General features: G+C 73.1%; 19 protein-coding genes. 11 read left to right on the plus strand and 8 right to left on the minus strand.

Annotated features, from left to right (window positions below; all coding sequences use genetic code 11):
* Positions 1-84 precede the first annotated feature (84 nt).
* Positions 85-1,212, minus strand: a complete 1,128-nt coding sequence (locus tag ACWCYY_RS01255) for an alpha/beta hydrolase (protein WP_449794724.1) — start codon at positions 1,210-1,212, stop codon at positions 85-87.
* Positions 1,213-1,472: 260 nt separating this feature from the next.
* On the opposite strand from ACWCYY_RS01255, the gene ACWCYY_RS01260 reads away from it, so the two are divergent.
* The 5 genes from ACWCYY_RS01260 to ACWCYY_RS01280 are packed head-to-tail and all read left to right on the plus strand — an operon-like array spanning position 1,473 to position 6,083.
* On the plus strand, positions 1,473-2,486 hold the full coding sequence (locus ACWCYY_RS01260) for a substrate-binding domain-containing protein (protein ID WP_446685262.1): 1,014 nt from the start codon (positions 1,473-1,475) through the stop codon (positions 2,484-2,486).
* Positions 2,483-3,505, plus strand: coding sequence for an ABC transporter permease (locus ACWCYY_RS01265; RefSeq protein ID WP_449794725.1), 1,023 nt, complete (start codon positions 2,483-2,485; stop codon positions 3,503-3,505). Before ACWCYY_RS01260 ends, ACWCYY_RS01265 begins: the two co-directional genes overlap by 4 nt.
* Positions 3,502-4,293 (plus strand): ATP-binding cassette domain-containing protein, encoded by a 792-nt coding sequence (locus ACWCYY_RS01270; protein WP_345280180.1) that lies wholly within the window; start codon positions 3,502-3,504, stop codon positions 4,291-4,293. The genes ACWCYY_RS01265 and ACWCYY_RS01270 overlap by 4 nt, the downstream gene beginning before the upstream one ends.
* 8 nt (positions 4,294-4,301) lie before the next feature.
* Complete coding sequence (locus ACWCYY_RS01275) at positions 4,302-5,399, plus strand: ROK family glucokinase (RefSeq protein ID WP_345280178.1); 1,098 nt, start codon at positions 4,302-4,304, stop codon at positions 5,397-5,399.
* A gap of 57 nt (positions 5,400-5,456) precedes the next feature.
* Positions 5,457-6,083, plus strand: coding sequence for a GDSL-type esterase/lipase family protein (locus ACWCYY_RS01280; RefSeq protein ID WP_449794726.1), 627 nt, complete (start codon positions 5,457-5,459; stop codon positions 6,081-6,083).
* Between the two features lie 74 nt (positions 6,084-6,157).
* On the opposite strand, the gene ACWCYY_RS01285 is transcribed toward ACWCYY_RS01280, so the two are convergent.
* The gene (locus tag ACWCYY_RS01285; protein ID WP_345280174.1) at positions 6,158-6,433 is read right to left on the minus strand and encodes a DUF2087 domain-containing protein; all 276 of its coding nucleotides are present in this window, start codon (positions 6,431-6,433) and stop codon (positions 6,158-6,160) included.
* A 208-nt stretch (positions 6,434-6,641) separates the two neighbouring features.
* Between ACWCYY_RS01285 and ggt the strand changes: the two genes are divergently transcribed.
* The 4 genes from ggt to ACWCYY_RS01305 all read left to right on the plus strand — a co-directional run bounded on the left by ggt (position 6,642) and on the right by ACWCYY_RS01305 (position 10,550).
* Positions 6,642-8,426, plus strand: a complete 1,785-nt coding sequence (ggt, locus tag ACWCYY_RS01290; protein WP_449794727.1) for a gamma-glutamyltransferase — start codon at positions 6,642-6,644, stop codon at positions 8,424-8,426.
* 197 nt (positions 8,427-8,623) lie between these two features.
* Entirely contained in the window at positions 8,624-9,427 is an 804-nt protein-coding gene (locus ACWCYY_RS01295; RefSeq protein ID WP_345280170.1) for an exodeoxyribonuclease III, read from the plus strand.
* Between the two features lie 141 nt (positions 9,428-9,568).
* Positions 9,569-10,147 (plus strand): hypothetical protein, encoded by a 579-nt coding sequence (locus tag ACWCYY_RS01300; RefSeq protein WP_345280168.1) that lies wholly within the window; start codon positions 9,569-9,571, stop codon positions 10,145-10,147.
* 100 nt (positions 10,148-10,247) lie between these two features.
* Positions 10,248-10,550: a hypothetical protein gene (locus ACWCYY_RS01305; RefSeq protein ID WP_449794728.1), complete on the plus strand. Its 303-nt coding sequence runs from the start codon at positions 10,248-10,250 to the stop codon at positions 10,548-10,550.
* Positions 10,551-10,589: 39 nt separating this feature from the next.
* Here ACWCYY_RS01305 and ACWCYY_RS01310 read toward each other — a convergent pair whose 3' ends face one another.
* The gene (locus ACWCYY_RS01310) at positions 10,590-11,285 is read right to left on the minus strand and encodes a lysoplasmalogenase (RefSeq protein ID WP_449794729.1); all 696 of its coding nucleotides are present in this window, start codon (positions 11,283-11,285) and stop codon (positions 10,590-10,592) included.
* Positions 11,282-12,142, minus strand: a complete 861-nt coding sequence (locus ACWCYY_RS01315) for a sterol desaturase family protein (RefSeq protein ID WP_345280162.1) — start codon at positions 12,140-12,142, stop codon at positions 11,282-11,284. The genes ACWCYY_RS01310 and ACWCYY_RS01315 overlap by 4 nt, the downstream gene beginning before the upstream one ends.
* A gap of 118 nt (positions 12,143-12,260) precedes the next feature.
* On the opposite strand from ACWCYY_RS01315, the gene ACWCYY_RS01320 reads away from it, so the two are divergent.
* Positions 12,261-13,670 carry a DUF2398 family protein gene (locus ACWCYY_RS01320; RefSeq protein ID WP_345280305.1) on the plus strand — a complete coding sequence of 470 codons (1,410 nt, stop codon included), beginning with the start codon at positions 12,261-12,263 and terminating at the stop codon, positions 13,668-13,670.
* A gap of 192 nt (positions 13,671-13,862) precedes the next feature.
* Here the strand turns inward: ACWCYY_RS01320 and ACWCYY_RS01325 are convergent, their stop codons facing one another.
* Together ACWCYY_RS01325 and ACWCYY_RS01330 are read right to left on the minus strand one after the other, a co-directional pair.
* Positions 13,863-14,048: a hypothetical protein gene (locus tag ACWCYY_RS01325; protein WP_345280160.1), complete on the minus strand. Its 186-nt coding sequence runs from the start codon at positions 14,046-14,048 to the stop codon at positions 13,863-13,865.
* A gap of 146 nt (positions 14,049-14,194) precedes the next feature.
* The gene (locus ACWCYY_RS01330) at positions 14,195-15,853 is read right to left on the minus strand and encodes a BCCT family transporter (RefSeq protein ID WP_449794730.1); all 1,659 of its coding nucleotides are present in this window, start codon (positions 15,851-15,853) and stop codon (positions 14,195-14,197) included.
* 186 nt (positions 15,854-16,039) lie between these two features.
* Between ACWCYY_RS01330 and ACWCYY_RS01335 the strand changes: the two genes are divergently transcribed.
* Positions 16,040-17,344 carry a sulfite oxidase gene (locus tag ACWCYY_RS01335; RefSeq protein WP_449794731.1) on the plus strand — a complete coding sequence of 435 codons (1,305 nt, stop codon included), beginning with the start codon at positions 16,040-16,042 and terminating at the stop codon, positions 17,342-17,344.
* On the opposite strand, the gene ACWCYY_RS01340 is transcribed toward ACWCYY_RS01335, so the two are convergent.
* Positions 17,329-17,946 (minus strand): TetR/AcrR family transcriptional regulator, encoded by a 618-nt coding sequence (locus ACWCYY_RS01340; protein WP_345280155.1) that lies wholly within the window; start codon positions 17,944-17,946, stop codon positions 17,329-17,331. The genes ACWCYY_RS01335 and ACWCYY_RS01340 overlap by 16 nt on opposite strands.
* A 105-nt stretch (positions 17,947-18,051) precedes the next feature.
* Positions 18,052-18,951: an acyl-CoA thioesterase gene (locus ACWCYY_RS01345; RefSeq protein WP_345280153.1), complete on the minus strand. Its 900-nt coding sequence runs from the start codon at positions 18,949-18,951 to the stop codon at positions 18,052-18,054.
* Positions 18,952-18,972: the final 21 nt, after the last annotated feature.

Consider the following 18,972-nt stretch of genomic DNA (forward strand, 5'->3'; position numbering starts at 1 on the left):
GCCGCGACACGCCGAAGGGCCCGCCGTCCCCGGAGGGGGAGGGCGGGCCCTTGGCGTTGACGTCGCGTCAGCCGTTGGCCGGGATCACCGTGGTGAGCCACTTGCGTTGGCCGGGATCACCGTGGTGAGCCACTTGAAGACGTCGGGGACCATGGGCTTCCAGACGTCGCTGGAGTGGGCACCGCTGGTCTCGACCGGCTGGACGGTGGTGGCGCCCTTCGCGGCGGCCTTCAGGGCCAGGGCGTCCTCGAAGCCGTCGCCCTTGTTGCCGCTGACGTAGAGGGCGACCTTGGGGGGCTGGGCGGCGTTCTTGATGATGTTCAGCGGGTTGGACTTCTCGCGCAGGGCCGGGTCCTTCGCGGTGAGCGAGGCGGGCTCCTTGGCCGGGTCGTTGTACCCGGAGAGGCTTATCCCGGCCCGGTAGCGGTTGGGGTGCTCCAGGGCGAGCTTGGCGGCGCAGTGGGCACCGGCCGAGTACCCGGCGACGGCCCAGCGGTCGGAGGACGGGTCGGCGCGGAAGTTGTCGAGCACCATCTGCGGGACGTCCCGGGCCAGCCAGGTGGCGGCGTTGACCTTGCCCGGCACGTCGGCGCAGCCGGTGTCGGCGGTGTTGCCCAGCAGCAGGGTGCGCGGGGAGACCAGGATGAACGGCGCCACGGTGCCGTTCTCCATCAGCGGCTTGAGCTGCTCGGAGACCTTGAGGGTGCCGTACCAGGTGGAGGAGGAGCCGGGCCAGCCCGGGAGCAGCTCGACCACGGGGAACTTCTTGTCCTTGTACTCCGGCTTGTCGTACTGCGGCGGCAGCCAGACCAGCACCTCGCCGTCGACCCCGGAGGCCCGGCCCTTGAGCTCGGTGCGCTGCACGTCGCCCGGCACCTTGGGGTCGTCCACCTTCTTGAACTGCTGGATCACCTTGGGCTCGGCCGAGTGCGAGGCCTTCGGGTCGTCGGGCGTGACGTGCGGCACGGCGCGGACGTGGTCCCCGGTGCCGAGCAGGTCGTCCCAGCTGCCGTAGATGAGGTTGGCGTTGTTGACCATGACGAAGACCGTCAGCACGGCCGTCACCTGGCAGAACAGCAGCATCACCAGCCGGGTGAGCGCCCTGGCCGCTCTAGGCCCGCGGACCTTGCCCCAGTACAGCATCGCGACCGCGATGGAGATCGGCACGAGGATGATCGTGACGATGAGGAAGGGGGTGCCTGTCAGTTGCATCGAGTTCTCTTGTCCGGTCGCCAACCGTCACGGAGACCCTGATCGCCCCCGGACGCTTCGATGGGATCAGACGTTTTCGAACGGATGGTCAGTTGCCCCCGAAGCTGAGTGAAAGCTGAGAGGAACGTCACAGTCTCCATGAGAACCGTCTGAACGGCCCGGACCAGTGTGCCACCCGCTTGGGCGTACGCGTCGAACGGGTCCGGCCCGTTCCCAGCGAGTTGCCGTGCGGCGGCGGCCGCTTCCTGGAGACTGTCGGAGTGTCATACCGCCCTCGCCGCACCGCGGCTCTGGTCCTGGCCCCGTTCCTGGCCCTGCTCCTGACGGCGGCGGTGGGGTGCAGCAGCACCGGGGGGAGACGGGCGGAGCAGGCCCGCTCCGCGGCCGCCACGGCGGGCGGCGCGGTGAACACCCCGCGCTGGAAGGTGGCGATGGTCACCCACGCGGGTGCGGGCGACGCGTTCTGGGACGGCGTCCGCAAGGGCGCCGAGCAGGCCGCCGCCAAGGACAACATCGACTTCCGCTACACCAACGACGCCCAGACCCAGAACCAGGTGCAGCTGGTCCAGGCCGCGATCGACCAGCGGGTGGACGGCCTGCTGGTCTCGCTCGCCAAGGGCGAGGCGATGGCCGAGGTGCTCGGGAAGGCGAAGGCGGCCGGCATCCCGGTGATCAGCATCAACTCCGGGCAGGAGTTCTCCGCCCGGTTCGGCGCGCTCACCCACGTCGGCCAGGACGAGACCACGGCGGGCCGGGCCGCAGGGGCCGAACTGGCGAAGCGGGGGCGCAAGTCGGTGCTCTGCGTGATCCACGAGCAGGGCAACGTCGGGCAGGAGCAGCGCTGCGGCGGCGCGAAGGAGGGCTTCGGCGGCCCGTTCCAGACCCTCTACGTCACCGGCACCAGCCTGCCCGACGCCAAGGCCGCGGTCTCCGCCAAGCTCCAGGCCGACGGCGCGGTCGACACCGTGCTCACCCTCAGCGCCCCGCTCGCCGCCACCGCCCTGCAGGCCGTCGCCGACACCCGGCCGGGCGTGGAGCTGGACACCTTCGACCTCGGCACCCAGGTGGTGGACGGCCTGAAGAACGGCACCGTCGGCTTCGCGGTCGACCAGCAGCCCTACCTCCAGGGCTACGAGGGCGTCGACCTGCTCTGGCTCTACCGCTACAACCTGGACGTGCTGGGCGGCGGCGGACCGGTGCTGACCGGCCCTCAGATCCTCACCAGGGAGAACGCGGCCGCCCTCGCCACCTACGTCGCCCGGGGCACCCGGTGAGCCGCGAGCTGCTCACCGCCGGCCCGCCCGAACGCCGGCGCCGGGCCCGCCCCGAGCTCGGCGCGGCCCTGGCCGCGCTCGCGGTGCTGGTGGTCTTCGCCGTGGTCGCGGACGGCTTCCTGCGGCCCGCCTCGATCGGCACCGTGCTCTACGCGGCCTCCACCATCGGCATCATGGCGGTGCCGGTCTCGCTGCTGATGATCGGCGGCGAGTTCGACCTCTCGGCCGGCGTGCTGGTCACCACCGCCGCGCTCACCTCCTCGATGGTCAGCTACCAGCTGACCGCGGTGACCTGGGTCGGGGTGCTGGTCTCGCTGGCGGTGGCGCTCGCGGTCGGCTGGGCCAACGGCTGGCTGCTGGCCCGTACCGGCCTGCCCAGCTTCATCGTCACCCTCGGCACCTTCCTGATGCTGACCGGCGCCAACCTCGGCGTCACCAAGCTGGTCTCCGGCACCGTCACCACCAAGCCGATCGCCGACATGGAGGGCTTCGCCTCCTGCCGCTGGCTGTTCGCCTCCGAGCTGACGGTGGGCGGGATGTCGCTGAAGGCCACCGTCTGGTGGTGGCTCGGCCTGGTCGCGGTCGGCTCCTGGGTGCTGCTGCGCACCCGGTACGGGAACTGGGTCTTCGCGGTCGGCGGCGACGCGGCGGCCGCCCGGGCGGTCGGCGTCCCGGTGGCCGCGGTGAAGACCGCGCTCTACCTGGGGGTCGGCTTCTGCGCCTGGGTGCTCGGGCAGCACCTGCTGTTCTCCTTCGACACCGTGCAGTCCGGCGAGGGCGTCGGCAACGAGCTGATCTACATCGTCGCGGCGGTGATCGGCGGCTGCCTGATCACCGGCGGCTACGGCTCGGTGCTGGGCGGCGCGCTCGGTGCGCTGATCTTCGGCATGGTCAGCAAGGGCATCGTCTACGCCCAGTGGAACCCGGACTGGTTCAAGTTCTTCCTCGGCGCGATGCTGCTGCTGGCCGCGCTGCTCAACTCCTGGGTCAAGCGACGGGCGGAGCGTGGCGGCCGGTGAGCCTGCTGGAACTCGACGGCGTCGGCAAGAGCTACGGCAGCGTACGGGCCCTGGAGGGCATCTCGCTGACGGTGGCGGCGGGCCAGGTGCACTGCGTCCTCGGGGACAACGGCGCGGGCAAGTCCACCCTCATCAAGGTGATCGCCGGGCTCCACCGGCACGACGAGGGGCGGTACCTGATCGACGGTCAGGAGGTGCGGCTCTCCTCGCCCAAGGAGGCGATGGAGCTCGGCATCGCCACCGTCTACCAGGACCTGGCCGTCGTCCCGCTGATGCCGGTCTGGCGGAACTTCTTCCTCGGTGCCGAACTCGGCACCCGGCTGCGCCTGGACGTCCCCCGGATGCGGGAGGTCACCCGGGAGGCGCTGGCCCGGATGGGCATCGACCTGCCCGACGTGGACCGCCCGATCGGCACCCTCTCGGGCGGGCAGCGCCAGTGCGTGGCCATCGCCCGGGCCGTGCACTTCGGGGCGCGGGCGCTGGTGCTGGACGAGCCGACCGCCGCGCTCGGGGTCAAGCAGTCGGGCGTGGTGCTCAAGTACGTGGCGGCGGCCCGGGACGAGGGGCTCGGCGTGGTGCTGATCACCCACAACCCGCACCACGCGCATCTGGTGGGCGACCACTTCACCCTCCTCAAACGAGGGAGGATGGCGGGCAGCCACCCGCGCGCCGGGATCACCCTGGAGCAGCTCACCACCGAGATGGCGGGCGGCTCCGAACTGGCCGAGCTCAGCCACGAGCTCGGCCGTGACCCAGGCCGTGCCACCGGTTCCGACCCCGAGGAGTGACCCGCCCCGTGAGCAGCCCCCAACGTCCGCCCGTCCTGCCCACCCTGCTCGGCATCGGCCCGCGCGCCGAGCGCCGCCGCCGGGCGCTGCCGGCCAGCGTGCTGCGGCTGCCCACGGTGGGCGTGGACATCGGCGGGACGAAGGTGGTCGCGGGGGTCGTCGACGGTGAGGGCAAGGTGCTGGAGCGGATCCGCACCGACACCCCCGACAAGAGCAAGAGCCCCAAGGTGGTCGAGGACGTGATCGTCGAGCTGGTGCTCCAGCTGGCGGACCGTCACGACGTCCACGCGGTGGGCGTCGGCGCGGCCGGCTGGGTCGACTCCGACCGCTCCCGGGTGCTCTTCGCTCCGCACCTCAACTGGCGCGACGAACCGCTGCGGGACGCGCTCAGCGCCCGGCTGCGCTTCCCGGTGATCGTCGAGAACGACGCCAACGCCGCCGCCTGGGCGGAGTGGCGCTTCGGGGCCGGGCGCGGCGAGGAGCACATGGTGATGCTCACCCTGGGCACCGGCATCGGCGGGGCGGTGGTCCGCGACGGCTACGTCGACCGCGGCAAGTACGGCCTGGCGGGCGAGTTCGGCCACATGCAGGTGGTCCCGGGCGGGCACCGCTGCCCCTGCGGCAACCGCGGCTGCTGGGAGCAGTACTCCTCCGGCAACGCCCTGGTCCGCGACGCGAAGGAGCTGGTGGCCGAGGAGTCCCCGGTGGTCCAGCCGCTGCTCGCCCTGGCGGGCGGCACGGCCGACGGACTGACCGGCCCGCTGATCACCGAGGCCGCGCGCGGCGGCGACCCGGTCGCCACCGAGCTGCTGTACGAGGTCGGCACCTGGCTGGGCGTCGGCATCGCCAACCTCGCGGCGGCACTGGACCCGGGGCGCTTCGTCATCGGCGGCGGCGTCTCGGAGTCGGGCGAGCTGCTCCTCGCGCCGGCCCGGCAGGCCTTCAAGCGGACCCTGACCGGGCGCGGCTTCCGGCCGGAGGCGCAGATCGTGCACGCGGCGCTGGGCAACGACGCCGGACTGGTCGGCGCCGCCGACCTGGCCCGGCAGGTGGCGCGCCGCTTCCGCACCATCAAGCGCCACCGGGTGGAGCGGGCGGCCGGCTGAGCGTCCGTCCGCTGGACACCGAACTCCCGTGCGGTCCCCGCTCCCTAGGCTGTCCTGATGAGTGATCAGCAGCTGCGCGTCTGCTTCATCGGCGACTCCTTCGTCCAGGGCATCGGCGACCCCGCGTACCAGGGCTGGGTCGGCCGCGTCCTCGCGGCCGCCGGCCCGGACGTCACTGCCTTCAACCTGGGCATCCGCCGCGACACCTCGGACGACGTCCTGGCCCGGGTCTGGACGGAGTTCTCCCCCCGCTCGGCCTCCGGCTCCGACCACCGCCTGGTCGTCTCCTTCGGCAGCAACGACACCGTCCTCGAGGACGGCGCCCCGCGGGTCGCCCCGGCCCGCACTCTGGCGAACCTCACCGCCCTGCTCACCGAGGCCGCCGAGCGCTCGATCGCCGTCCTGGTCGTCGGCCCCCCGCCGGTCGCGCTGTACGGCGACGAGCACCTCGGCCGCCTGCTCGACCTGGCCGACGCCCAGGCCGAGGTCTGCGCCTCCCGCGGCGTCCCCTTCATCCCCCTCACGGCCGCCCTGGCCACCGACCTCGCCTGGAACGCCGAAGCCCTCGCCGGCGACGGCGCCCACCCGGGTACCGGCGGCTACACCCGTGCCGCTCAGGTGGTCCTCGACGGCGGCTTCCTGCTCTGGCTGACCACCCCTCAGGCAGTGAGCGACCGCCAGTAGGCGGCGTCCTCCGGGTCGGCCGGCCACTCGGCCAGCTGTTCGGCGCACGCCGCCACGGCGCGGGTCATCGGGGGTCAGGCCGCTGTGCGCCGGTAGCTGCTGCCGTCCCGGGTGCGGGTCAGGCGGCTGCTCTCGACCAGGTAGCGGCGTAGCGCCGGGAAGTCCTCGTGCACGGTCGACAACGCCTCGTTGACCTGCTTCTCGGTGTAGGCGGTCCCGGGCTCGAACAGCGTCCCGGCCAGGTGGTCGAGCAGCTGCTCGCGGCGTGCCGCCTTGCGCGGGATGGAGACGAGGCGGCCGTCGGCGGCGAAGAGCGCGGCGACGGAGGAACTGGTGGTGTTCTCGGACATGTCCGGCAGCCTGCCGCCGGGAGGAGCGGACGGACAAGCGGTTTTCCGCGACGGCTGACTCCGGCGGAGGGTGGCTGCGACCCAGCCTCGCGGGAACGGGGTTACCGGCTGGTAGTCACTCAGAAGTGCCATTGTGGTGGGCATGGCGGATGTGAAAGAACATGAAGCGCAAGGGAGTTGACGAGCCAGCAATGTCCTGGAGGGGCCCATGCGTCTGATCCGGATCGTCCCGCTCGCGCTGACCGGCGCGCTGATCTGCGCGGCCGCCCCCGCGCAGGCGCAGGCCGGTGTGCCGCCCAAGGTGCCGGAGGCGGTGGGCTGGGGCGGTGCGGTGGCCAGTGTGGACGCCGACGCCACCGCGATCGGCCTGGAGGTGCTGAAGCGCGGCGGGAACGCGGTGGACGCGGCGGTGGCGACGGCGGCCGCGCTCGGCGTCACCGAGCCGTACTCGGCGGGCATCGGCGGCGGCGGGTTCTTCGTCTACTACGACGCCCGCAGCGGCAGGGTCTCCACCATCGACGGGCGTGAGGTCACCGGCCGGACGGCCGACGAGACGCTCTTCCTGGAGAACGGCAAGCCGCTGGCCTTCGCCGACGCCGTGACCAGCGGCCTGAGCGTCGGCGTGCCCGGCGTGCCGGCCACCTGGGACGCCGCGCTGGACCGCTGGGGCAGCCGGAGCCTGGGCGAACTCCTGAAGCCCTCCGCCAAGTTGGCCGACCGGGGCTTCACCGTCGACCAGACCTTCCAGGACCAGACCGCGCTCAACCTGACCCGCTTCCGGGCCTTCCCGGACACCGCGAAGCTGTTCCTGCCCGGCGGGGAGCTCCCGGTGGTCGGCTCGACCTTCCGCAACCCGGAGCTGGCCGCCACCTACCGCGAGATCGGCCGCAAGGGCGTCGAGACCCTCTACAAGGGCCAGTTGGCGACCGACATCGTCAACACCCTCCAGCACCCGCCGGTCGACCCGGCCTCCGGCTGGAACGCCCGCCCCGGCAAGGTGGACCGCAAGGACCTGGCCGACTACCGGGTGATCCAGCGTCAGCCCACCCACCAGGAGTACCGGGGCTACGACGTCTACGGCATGGCACCGGTCTCCTCCGGCGGCACCACCGTCGGCGAGGCGCTGGGCATCCTGGAGGCCAAGGGCGACCTGTCGAAGGTCAGCTCGACCCAGTACCTGCACCGCTACCTGGAGTCCAGCCGGATCGCCTTCGCCGACCGCGGCCGCTGGGTCGGCGACCCGGCCTTCTTCCGGGTGCCGACCCGTCAACTCCTCAGCGACGAGTTCACCGTCTCCCGGGCCTGCCTGCTGAACCCGGAGCGCGCCCTCACCAGCCCGCTCGCGCCGGGGGACCCGTACCACCCGGCGGCCTGCGCCACCGCCGGCCCGGCCGTCCCCGAGACCTACGAGGGCCCGAGCACCACCCACCTGACGGTCGCCGACCGCTGGGGCAACGTGGTCTCCTACACCCTCACCCTGGAGCAGACCGGCGGCAGCGGCCTCACCGTCCCCGGCCGCGGCTTCCTGCTCAACAACGAGCTGACCGACTTCTCCTTCGCCCCGGCCACCGCGGGCGTTCCCGATCCCAACCTGCCCGGCCCGGCCAAGCGGCCGCGCTCCTCCATCTCGCCGACCATCGTCCTCAAGGACGGCAAGCCCTTCGTCGCGGTCGGCAGCCCCGGCGGCTCCACCATCATCACCACCGTCCTCCAGGTCCTGCTCGGCCGCCTGGACCGGGGCATGACGCTGGAGCAGGCCATCGCCGCCCCGCGCGCCAGCCAGCGCAACACGGCCGCGTCGGTCGCCGAACCCGCGTTCCTCGCCTCGCCCGAGAAGGCCGGCCTGGAGGCCCTCGGCCAGGTCTTCGCACCCACCCCGGAGATCGGCGCCGCGACCGGTGTCGAACGCCTCCCCGACGGCCGCTGGGTCGCCGCAGCGGAGCCCACCCGAAGGGGCGGCGGCTCCGCGGCCGTCGTTCACCCCAGTCGGTAATCCCGGGGGCGCGAGGAACTGCGCGATGCGGAAGGCGGCGCACTTGCAACTGAAGCACCGTCAGTCAGTTGCACGTGCTGCCGTTCCCCTGCGCGCAGTTCCTCGCGCCCCCAAAGGCGTAGCCACGCCCTGTCAGGGGGTGACGGTATGTTGCAGGAGTACATGTCCGTCGTACCTGCTCGGGAAGGCCGCCCGCCGTGACCGTCCGCATCGCCACCTGGAACATCAACTCCGTCACCGCCCGGCTGCCCAAGCTGCTGGAGTGGCTGGAGGGCAGCAGCCCCGACGTGCTCTGCCTCCAGGAGCTCAAGTGCGCCTCGGACGCGTTCCCGTACGAGGCCGTCCGCGAGCTCGGCTACGAGACCGCCGCCTACGGCACCGGGCGGTGGAACGGCGTGGCGATCCTCTCCAAGATCGGTCTGGAGGACGTGGTCCGCGACCTCCCCGGCCAGCCCGGCTTCCTGGCCGACGGCGCGATGATCCCGGAGACCGAGCCCCGCGCGATCGCCGCCACCTGCGGCCCGCTCCGGGTCTGGTCGGTCTACGTGCCGAACGGGCGCGAGGTGGGCCACCCGCACTACACCTACAAGCTGGAGTGGTTCGAGGCGCTGCGCCAGGCCGTCCTCGACGACGCCGCCGGCGACCGCCCGTTCGCCGTGATGGGTGACTTCAACGTGGCGCCCACCGACGAGGACCTCTACGACCCCTCGGTCTTCGCGGGCCAGACGCACGTCACCGAGCCGGAGCGCGCCGCGCTGGCCGCCCTCCGGGAGGCCGGGCTGGCCGACGTGATGCCGCGCGCCCTCAAGTACGACCGCCCGTACACCTTCTGGGACTACCGGGCACTGGGCTTCCCGAAGAACCTCGGCATCCGGATCGACCTCACCTACGCCAACAAGCCCTTCGCCGACGCCGTGACCGACAGCTACGTGGACCGCGAGGCCCGCAAGGGCAAGGGCACCTCGGACCACGCCCCGGTCGTGGTCGACCTGGACCTCTGAGCGGTACGAGTGCGCCCCCCGAACGGTCCCGAACGGTGGCCGTCCGGGGCGGCGCTGCCTAGCGTCGCAGGTGACAGGGTGTAGCTGTCCCCTCACGCGACGACGGAGTCCGTGTGCTGCGCCCGGAACCGGAGGAACGGCATGCGCGCTCCGCGTACCGCCGCCGCGCTGATCGGCGCGACCACCCTGCTCGTCCTGGCCGCTCCCGCCGCCACCGCCAAGAGCGTCGAGCCCGCCTGGGTGAGTCCCGCCGAGGCGGCGCCGGGGCAGAGCGTGACGGTCAGTGTCACCTGCGAGACCAGTTCGGTGAAGACCATCACCGCCAACTCGCAGGCCTTCTCCACCGGCAGCGCCACCCTGACGGTGGGTCCGGACGGCAAGTACAGCGGCAGGGCCCTGCTGGCCTCCGAGAAGGAGTTCGCCTCCAAGGCGCTCGGCAACCTCGGCAGCAACCTGGGCAACCTGGTGAAGGGGGCGAAGGCCTCCGGCTGGGGCATCGACGGCAAGTGCCCGAACGGCGACACCTTCAGCGGCGCGGTCGAGGTCAAGCTGGCCGGGCACGGCGGGCAGGACCAGGGCGGCAAGCTCCCGACCGGCCCGGTGCACACCGGCGTCGGCGGCTCGGCCTCGACCGGCCCGGGGCAGCTCGCGGCGGGCGGGGCACTGGTGGCCGCCGGGGTCGGCGGCTTCTGGCTGCTGCGCCGGCGGACGACGGAGTGACATCGCGGTGACGGCTGTTGCAGGACGGTGACGCCAGGGCGGGATGCGGCCCGGCGGCCCCCGGGTAGGAGGCGGTCAGTGGCCGTCACGGGGGTGGGGCATGGCAGTGGAGACCGTCATCGGTCTGGTGGGGATCGTCGTCCTGACGGCCTGTGTGGTGGGGATCGTGCTGGTCTGGCGGACCGGTTCGCCGATCTACCTGCCGCCGTACGAGGCGCCGCGCCCGCCCTGCCGGAACTGCGGGCACTCGGCCCACACCGGGGGCTGCGACCACGAGGAGGGCAGCGGCGACCGGTACGAGAACGGCGACTGGGTGGGGTTCTGGAACTACACCTACTGCCGCTGCTCGGAGTACGTCCCGGGGGAGTGGCCGCCGCCGCGCGCCAAGCGCAGGTGGTGGTAGCCACTCCCGTCCGGGAGCGTGCCGGGACCCGACGGGCCGTCAGCGGCCGGTGGCCGCCAGGGGAGCGGTGAGCGGGGCCGAGGCCGGGGCGGTGGTGGCCCGCAGGGTGCCGTCGGCGAGCAGGAACTGGGCCAGCACGTAGGTGGCCATGATCCAGACGCCGTGGCCGGGGAGGGCCTTCCAGTCGGCCAGTTCGGTGGCGATCAGGGTGTCCGAGAGCAGGAACAGCCCGCCGCCGAGCCCGGCCCGCCAGCCCAGGCCCGCCGAGGTGACGGCGGTGGAGGCCAGCAGCAGGCTGTAGACCGCGACCGGGATCTTGAGGTCGCCGAGGCCGGGCCAGAGCTGACTGATCATCACCGCCCAGGCGGCGGCGTACGCCAGCGCCAGGACCACGGTGCGCCGCCGGTCCTCCAGGGCGCCCATCTTCACGAACATCGTGACGTAGCAGACGTGCGCCGCCGCGAAGGAGCCCATGCCGGCCAGGAAGGCGGCCTGCTGGTCGAACTGGAGCAGCACGTCCCCGCCGGTGGAGAAGGCCAGTGCGGGCAGCAGCAGCTTGGGTGCCCGCTCGGCGCGGGCCGCCACGTAGCCGGCCAGCAGTGGCACCAGCGCGGGCTTGGTGGCGTTCTGCAGCACGCTCGCCCCGGCGGCGATGGCGCCGAGGTGGGTGACCGAGGTGGCGGCGAAGGCGGTGAGCAGGCCGCGGGCGGTGCGCAGGCGGGTGGAGACGGTCATGCGGCGGTGCCCTCCGGGCGGTCGGTCGGGCCGGGCTGCCAGCCCGGGCCCTTGGTGAGGTGGCGCACCCGGTCGCGCCAGTTGGTCGCGGCGGCCACGTCACGGGCGATCGAGGCGTACTCGTGGGTGGCCACCCGCAGCGGGTTGTGGGTGCTCAGGTTCTTGGTCAGCCCGTAGACCGGCTTGGTGGTCTCGGGGGCGAAGGAGCCGAACCAGCGGTCGAACAGGATCAGGATGCCGCCGAAGTTGCGGTCCAGGTAGCCGCCCTGGGAGGCGTGGTGCACCCGGTGGTGGGACGGCGTGTTGAAGACGTACTCGACGGGGCGGGGCAGCTTGCCGATCCGCTCGGTGTGGATCCAGAACTGGTAGACCAGGTTGGCCGAGGAGCAGAAGGCCAGCGCGGCGGGGTGCACCCCGGCCAGGATCATCGGGACGTAGAACACCCAGGTTGTGGCCGAGGTCCAGGGCTGGCGCAGCGCGGTGGAGAGGTTGTAGTGCTTGCTGGAGTGGTGCACCACGTGGCAGGCCCAGAGGATCCGGATCACGTGGTGGCCGCGGTGGGACCAGTAGTAGAAGAAGTCCTGGGCCAGCAGCATCAGCGGCACGGTCCACCAGAGCACCGGCACCCGAAGGGGCGTCAGCTCGTAGAGCGCGGCGTAGATCGCCACGATCGGGATCTTCCAGAGCGCGTCGAAGACCAGGCTCCCCAGCCCCATGCTCAGGCTGGTCGCGGTGTCCTTGACGGTGTAGCCCTGCTCCTCCTCGTCGGGATGGAAGCGGTAGGAGACCACTTCCAGGACGGTGAGCAGCACGAAGGCGGGTATCGACCACAGCACGACGTTGGGCAGGTTCGGCATGCCCAGGACGATAGGTGACGGCGGGTGGCCTGCGGAAGAGGTAGTTACCCATGCGTAAGTAACGGGGTGCGGGTGGCAGCCACGCGGGGGACGTGCACCGTCTAGTCTGGTGGGCGACATGGAGCGGTACGAGGGCGGGGCGACGAGCGGGCGCGGGGCGGGGGCGGGGCAGCTCACCGCCGTCGTGCCGTCCGGCGCTGCCGTCGGCCACCCCGCCGCGGGCCCGCCCACCGGTCTCCCGGGCGCCGGCCACTCCGCTGCCGGGCGGCTCGCGGAGCTGCTGGCCGGCGCCGGGCCGTCCGAGGCCGATGCGCTCTTCACCGCCGCCTTCGGCCTCTACGGGGCCCGTCACCTGGGCGGCGTGCTGCCCGAGGACGAGGCCGACGACGAGGGCTGCAGCTGGTGGCACGGCCCGACGGTCCATCAACCCACCACCCTGCGCGGCCGCGAGGGCGGCCGCCGCAGCCGGGTCGCCCCCGGCCGGGACGCCCTGGCCGTCACCGGCCGCCGCGGCCGCCACCGCAAGCCGGTGCCCGGCAGCCCCGAGCAGGTCGCGGTCGAACGCCGCACCGCCGCCCGGCTGCTGGCCGCCCACCCGCTGGTCACCGCGGGCGGCCCGCACGGCGAGGGCCTGCCGCTGATCCACCGTCACGCCGACTGGCTGGTGGAACGCTTCGCCACCCTGCTCGGCTACCCCCTCACCGTCGGCGCCGGCTACGCCCGCCTGCACAAGGCTCCGCTGCCGGGCCGCGCCCTCGAACCGACCGAGCACGGCCCCTGGACGCCGCAGGCGTACGCGGCCCTGGTCCGCGCCCTGGCGGCGGTGGCCGACGGCGCCGCGCCCGACCTCACCGAACCGGCGGTCCGTCAGCAGCTGGCCGACTGGCGGGTGCTGACGGGAGGCCTCGCGGACCGGGAGCTGGCCGGAGCACTGCTCAGCCCGGGCCCGCCGGACTCCCCCGTACCGGACCCGGTCGCGGTACGGCGGCGCCTGGCCGAGACCCCGGTGGTGCTGCTCGACGAACTGACGCCGGACCAGCGCCGCTGGCTGCTCGCCCACCGGGCCTCGGAGACGGCCCTGTTCGCCGACTTCCTCGGCCTGACCGCCGAGCACCGGGCCGAGGGCATCGCCCTGCTCGACCCGGCCGACGAACTCACCGACCTGGCCCTGCCCGGAAACGGCACCCTCGCCCAGGCCGCCCTGCTGCTCGCCTGCCGCCTGGTGGAGGAGCTGCGCCCCCTCCCCGAGGAGTCCGCCCCGCCCGCCGTCCTGGTCCCCGACGCCCTGATAGACGGCGCCCTCGGCGACATCACCGACGAGCACGGCCTGCGCAACGGCTGGCGCCGCGCCTACCTCGCCGACCTCACGGCCTTCCGCCGCGACGCCCTCGACCTCCTGCACCGGATGCACCTGATCGCCCCGGCCGGCCGCGCCTGGCTCCTCCGCGCCCCCGCCGCCCGCTACGCCCCGGCCCTCGAACCCCTCCCCGAGACCCCGGGCCGCCACTCCCGCTCCTACGCGGGCTGACGCCGCGGCGCCCGCCCGGAGGGCGGTCAGGGGCGCGAGGAACTGCGCGAATCGGAAGAAGCCGACCCGAGTGCCGGGTGCGGACGTTCACCTGCAAGTGGTTCTCCGTACCCGGCACACGGGTCGTCGCCTGCCGCAGCGCGCAGTTCCTCGCGCCCCTGACCGCCCTCCGGGCGGTACCGGGCGGAGCCCTCAGCGGCTGGCGGTCGCTATGGTCTCCTGCTGGCGGGCCGTCTCGACGGTGGCCGCGACGCCGAGGGTGCCGAGGGCGATCGAGGCGGCGACGGCCGCGCAGGCGATCAGGCGGCGGTGGCGGCGGGGCAGGGGGAAGCGCGGGCCTGGCGGGGCCGCGGGTGCCGGGACGGGCTGAGCGTTCATGACAGTGAGCATTCCAGGGCGGTGTTAAACGGTGACGACACCGGGGTGAAGCCCAGGTGGGAGCTGGGCGACGGGTCATCGAGGCTGTTCAGCATGCCACCGGAGGGGAACGACGCTGACGAACCATCAGCCGCGTTCGGCCCAGTTCACTCGGAAGGGGGAGGCGGGGGCGGGGAGGCGCCGTTGCGGCGGCGCCCCACGCCGTGGTCGGCCAGGGCGTCGCCGACGGCGACCCGGACGGCGTCCCGCAGGCCGTGTGCGGCGTGCAGGCGGGAGGGCCCGGCCGCCGGGTCCGAGCGCAGCTCGCGCACCAGGGCCAGGCAGAGCAGCAGCATCACCACCACGAAGGGCAGGGCGACCAGGATGGTGGCGTTCTGCAGGGCGCTGAGCCCGCCGGCCAGCAGCAGGGCGGCGGCCACCCCGCCCATCAGGACGCCCCAGACCACCACCAGCCAGGTGCGCGGGTGGAGCGAGCCCCGGCTGGAGAGTGAGCCGAGGACCAGGGAGGCGGAGTCGGCGCTGGTGATGAAGAAGGTCATCACCAGCAGCACCGCGATCACGCTGGTGACCCCGCCGAGCGGGAGCGAGCGCAGGGTCTCGAACATCGAGGCCTCGGCGCCCTGGGAGATGGTGCCGACCAGGTCGGCCGCGCCGGTGGAGTCGAGCCGGATCGCGGTGCCGCCCATCACGCAGAACCAGATGACGGTGGCGCCGCTGGGCACCAGCAGCACGCCGAGCAGGAACTGACGGATCGTCCGGCCCCGGGAGATGCGGGCGATGAAGGTGCCGACGAAGGGCGCCCAGGAGAGCCACCAGGCCCAGTAGAAGATGGTCCAGGAGCCCAGCCAGGCCTCGTCGGTGAAGGCGCCGGTCTGGGTGGCCATGGTGGTCAGGTCGGAGAGGTAGCCGCCGACGGTGGAGGGGATGGCGTCCAGCAGGTAGACCGAGGGGCCGAAGACGAAGACGAAGAGCATGATCAGCGAGGCCAGCACCACGTTGGCGGTGGAGAGCCACTTGACGCCCTTGTGCACGCCGGAGAAGGCGGAGAGCACGAAGGCGGCGGTCAGCGAGCCGATGATGATCAGCTGGACGCTCTCGGTGGACTTCACGTCGGTGATGTAGCCGAGCCCGTCGGCGACCTGGAGAGCGCCGAGGCCGAGGCTGGTGGCGGAGCCGAAGACGGTGGCGAAGACCGCGAGCAGGTCGATGGCCTTGCCCATCCAGCCGTCGGCGCCCTGACGGCCGATCAGCGGGACGAAGGCGGCGGAGATCCGGTTGCCCCGGTTCTTGCGGAAGGTGGTGTAGGCGAGGGCCAGGCCGCCGACGGCGTAGATCGCCCAGGGGTGCAGGGTCCAGTGGAAGAGCGAGAACTCCAGCGCGGACTGGGCGGCGGCCGCGCTCTGCGGCTCGATCCCGGAGCCCGGCTGCGGGGCGGCGTACAGCTGGAGCGGCTCGCCCACGCCGTAGAACATCAGGCCGATGCCCATGCCGGCACTGAACATCATGGCGACCCAGGCCAGGGTGGAGAACTCGGGCTCCTCGTCGTCCCGCCCCAGCCGGATCCGGCCGAAGCGGCTGAACGCCAGCAGCACCGTGAGCACCAGGAAGACGTCGGCGGCGACCACGAACAGCCAGCCGAAGTTGTGCAGTACCCAGTCCAACCCGGTCTTGGAAGCCCGGCCGAGCGAGTCCGCCGCGAACACGCCCCAGGCGACCACCGCCAGTACGGCGACGGCGCTGACGCCGAACACCACCTTGTCGGTCGGGAGGGTGGCCCCCGGTTGTTCGTCGGGTCGGGTGCTCATCAGGGGGGCTCCAGCGGTCGGACAATACGTACATCTCGTACTATCTGCGGCTTTGACACGCGAGCCGGTGAGGACGCGCCGGTCGGCTCCTCGGTTTCCCTGACGCCACGTCATCCGCACACCTAGGATCGTCCGCCGGACGGCGCTGCCGGGGTGGCGGGCGCCACCGAGGGAGGGGACGGACGGATGGACGAGTACGCCTACGACCGGATGCGGCGCGAGCAGTGGCTGGCGGGGGAGGCCCGGGCGGAGGGGGTGGACCGGCGGACGCTGCTGCGGATGCTGGCGGCGGCCGGAGTCGCGGGGCCGGTGCTGACCGCGGTGGGGGCGGGCGCGGCGAGCGCCGCCTCGCCGGTGCCGGATGCGGCGAGCGCCGCCTCGCCGGTGCCGGGGATCGTGAAGCCGCTGCCGCCCGAGTGGTTCGTGCCGCGCGGCACCAACGCCGAGATGCGCTGGGACTCGGTGGCCGGCACCGGGTTCCACACGCCGACCGAGCGGTTCTTCGTCCGCAACCACACCAGCACCCCGCTGATCGACCCGGCCGCCTGGCGGCTGAAGCTGACGGGCAGTGGACTGCGGCGCGGCGACGTGGAGTTCGACCTCGCGCAGCTGAAGCGGCTGCCGTCCACCCGGATCACCGCCCTGGTGGAGTGCGCGGGCAACGGCCGCAGCTTCTTCCTCTCGCAGCAGGGCCGTACGGTGCCCGGCACCCAGTGGACCCTGGGCGGCGTCGGCTCGGCGAGCTGGCGCGGCGTCCGGCTGGCCGAGCTGCTGCACCGGGCCGGGCTGCGCCGGGAAGCGGTGGACGTGCTGCCCTCGGGGCTGGACCCGGAGTACGTCGCCGGTGGCGTCTCGCTCGGACGGGTCCGCCGGCCGCTGCCGCTGGCCAAGGCGCTGGACGACGTGCTGGTGGCGTACGAGATGAACGGCGAGCCGCTCGCCCCCGACCACGGGGCGCCGGTGCGGCTGGTGGTGCCGGGCTGGATCGGGATCGCCTCGATCAAGTGGCTGGGCACCGTCGAGGTGGCGGACGAGCCGCTGTACTCGCCGTGGAACACCGACTTCTACCGCCTGTTCGGCGAGGCCTACCCGGAGGGCGGCAGCGCCCCGATCACCGCGCAGGTGGTGAAGAGCGCCTTCGAGCTGCCCTGGGCCGCCGTCCTGGAGGCGGGCCGCACCCACCGGCTGACCGGCCGCTCCTGGTCGGGCTCCGCGCCGGTGCGGGAGGTGGAGGTCTCCACCGACGGCGGCGCCGTCTGGCGGCGGGCGCGCCTGCTGGACCACCCGCGCAAGGACGGCTGGGTGCGCTGGTCGTACGACTGGCGGCCCGGGCAGCCGGGCGCGTACCAGCTGCGCGCCCGCGCCACCGACCGGCGGGGGAACACCCAGCCGGTCACCGCGGTGCACAACCGCGAGGGCTACCTCTTCGACGCGGTGGTGGCCCACCCGGTGACGGTCACTCGGCCGACGGCGGGTCAGGCCGCCTCGTAGGGGGCCAGCACCAGGCGGACCACGCCCTCCAGGCGGCGCCGGGCGTCGTCGAGCGTGGTCCGCCCGGTCACCCAGGAGGTCAGCTCGCCCTGCCAGGAGTGGCCGACGATGTGGCGGACCAGCTCCCCGGCGGCGGGCGGCAGGCTGGGGCTGACGGCGTCCAGCGCGGCGCCGTCGGCCCGGGCCAGCGACTGCAGGGTCTCGGAGGCGAACGGGTCGGTGGACGCGGCCACCGCCACCCGGAGCCGGGCCAGTTGGGGCTGGCGCTGGTAGGCCCGCATGCCGTTGCGGACGAAGCGCACCACCCGGTCGGTCTCGGCCACCCCCCGCCGTGAGCCGCGCTGCTCGGCGACCAGGTCGTCCAGCAGCAGCCGGTGCCAGTCCGCGATGGCGGCGGCCAGCAGGTGGTCCTTGGAGGAGAAGTACCGGTAGGCCGTCCCGAGCGCGACTCCGGAGCGTTCGCAGACCTGTTTCATCTGGAGCCGTTCCACGCCGGTCTCGTTCACCAGCGTCAGGGCGGCCTCGATCAGGCTCTTGCGGCGTTCGAGCTGACGGGGCGACATCGCCTCCACCGGCCTTGGTGACAGGTCAACCTTGGTCACCCGCACCATGATACGGGCCGGGGTCCGCCGAGCGAACGTCACCTGAACGGCCAAGTGCCGGGCTGCGTCAGGTCGGGCCCCGCCGGAGGCGGGGCGGACGGGGCGTCAGACCGCCCGCCGCCGGATCAGGGTCTCCTGGACGGCGGAGGCGACCAGCCGCCCGGCGCGGTCGTAGAACTCGCCGTGCGCCAGGCCCCGGCCGTCCGAGGCGGAGGGGCTGCGCTGGGCGAACAGCAGCCACTCGTCGGCCCGGAACGGGCGGTGGAACCACATCGCGTGGTCCAGCGAGGCGAGCACGATCCGGGACGGCTCCGCGCGCTGGAAGCGGTGCGCCTGGAGGTCGATCGCGGCGGTGGAGGCCAGCGTCAGGTCGGAGAGGTAGGTGAGCGCGCAGACCTGGAGCAGCGGATCCCCGTCGGGCAGCCGGCCGCCGGTCCGCAGCCAGACGAACTGCTGCGGGGTGCCGGGGAGTTGGCCGGGCAGCCCGGGGGAGTCGGCCGGGACGAAGCGCAGCTCCAGGGTGCGGAAGACGGCGGCCCGCTCGTAGTCCTCGGGGGCCGCGGCGGCCCAGGCCGGGAAGGGGTCGGGCAGGTCCTCCGGGGCGGGCACCGCGGGCGCGGCGGAGTGCCGGTCGGGCTCGTCCTCGGGGGTCTTGAAGGAGGCGGAGAGGGTGAAGATCGCCTCGCCGTGCTGGACCGCGGTCACCCGGCGGGTGGCGTAGGAGAAGCCGTCCCGGACCGGGTCCACCTCGTAGTCGATGGGATGGCGGGGATCGCCGGGGCGCAGGAAGTAGGAGTGCAGCGAGTGCACGTGCCGCCCGCCGCCGATGGTCCGCCCGGCGGCGGTCAGCGCCTGGGCGGCCACCTGCCCGCCGAAGGCGCGCATCGGCGCCCCGGCGTGGCAACGACCTCGGAACAGGTTCTCGTCCAGCCGGTCGATCCGGAGCAGTTCGACGAACCGCTCGGCGGTGTCCGCTGCGCTGGTGGCTCTGGAGGCTTCCGTCACGCGCACAGCGTACGACATCAG

This window comes from Kitasatospora sp. NPDC001664, from assembly GCF_053596675.1.

What these genes read in the sequence shown, in the direction of transcription:
- ggt (WP_449794727.1), top strand. Translation starts at nt 6,642, where the DNA reads ATGCGTCTGATCCGGATCGTCCCGCTCGCGCTGACCGGCGCGCTGATC.
- ACWCYY_RS01320 (WP_345280305.1), top strand. Translation starts at nt 12,261, where the DNA reads ATGGAGCGGTACGAGGGCGGGGCGACGAGCGGGCGCGGGGCGGGGGCG.
- ACWCYY_RS01285 (WP_345280174.1), bottom strand. Translation starts at nt 6,433, where the DNA reads ATGTCCGAGAACACCACCAGTTCCTCCGTCGCCGCGCTCTTCGCCGCC.
- ACWCYY_RS01280 (WP_449794726.1), top strand. Translation starts at nt 5,457, where the DNA reads ATGAGTGATCAGCAGCTGCGCGTCTGCTTCATCGGCGACTCCTTCGTC.
- ACWCYY_RS01305 (WP_449794728.1), top strand. Translation starts at nt 10,248, where the DNA reads ATGGCAGTGGAGACCGTCATCGGTCTGGTGGGGATCGTCGTCCTGACG.
- ACWCYY_RS01310 (WP_449794729.1), bottom strand. Translation starts at nt 11,285, where the DNA reads ATGACCGTCTCCACCCGCCTGCGCACCGCCCGCGGCCTGCTCACCGCC.
- ACWCYY_RS01255 (WP_449794724.1), bottom strand. Translation starts at nt 1,212, where the DNA reads ATGCAACTGACAGGCACCCCCTTCCTCATCGTCACGATCATCCTCGTG.
- ACWCYY_RS01300 (WP_345280168.1), top strand. Translation starts at nt 9,569, where the DNA reads ATGCGCGCTCCGCGTACCGCCGCCGCGCTGATCGGCGCGACCACCCTG.
- ACWCYY_RS01330 (WP_449794730.1), bottom strand. Translation starts at nt 15,853, where the DNA reads ATGAGCACCCGACCCGACGAACAACCGGGGGCCACCCTCCCGACCGAC.
- ACWCYY_RS01335 (WP_449794731.1), top strand. Translation starts at nt 16,040, where the DNA reads ATGGACGAGTACGCCTACGACCGGATGCGGCGCGAGCAGTGGCTGGCG.
- ACWCYY_RS01325 (WP_345280160.1), bottom strand. Translation starts at nt 14,048, where the DNA reads ATGAACGCTCAGCCCGTCCCGGCACCCGCGGCCCCGCCAGGCCCGCGC.
- ACWCYY_RS01315 (WP_345280162.1), bottom strand. Translation starts at nt 12,142, where the DNA reads ATGCCGAACCTGCCCAACGTCGTGCTGTGGTCGATACCCGCCTTCGTG.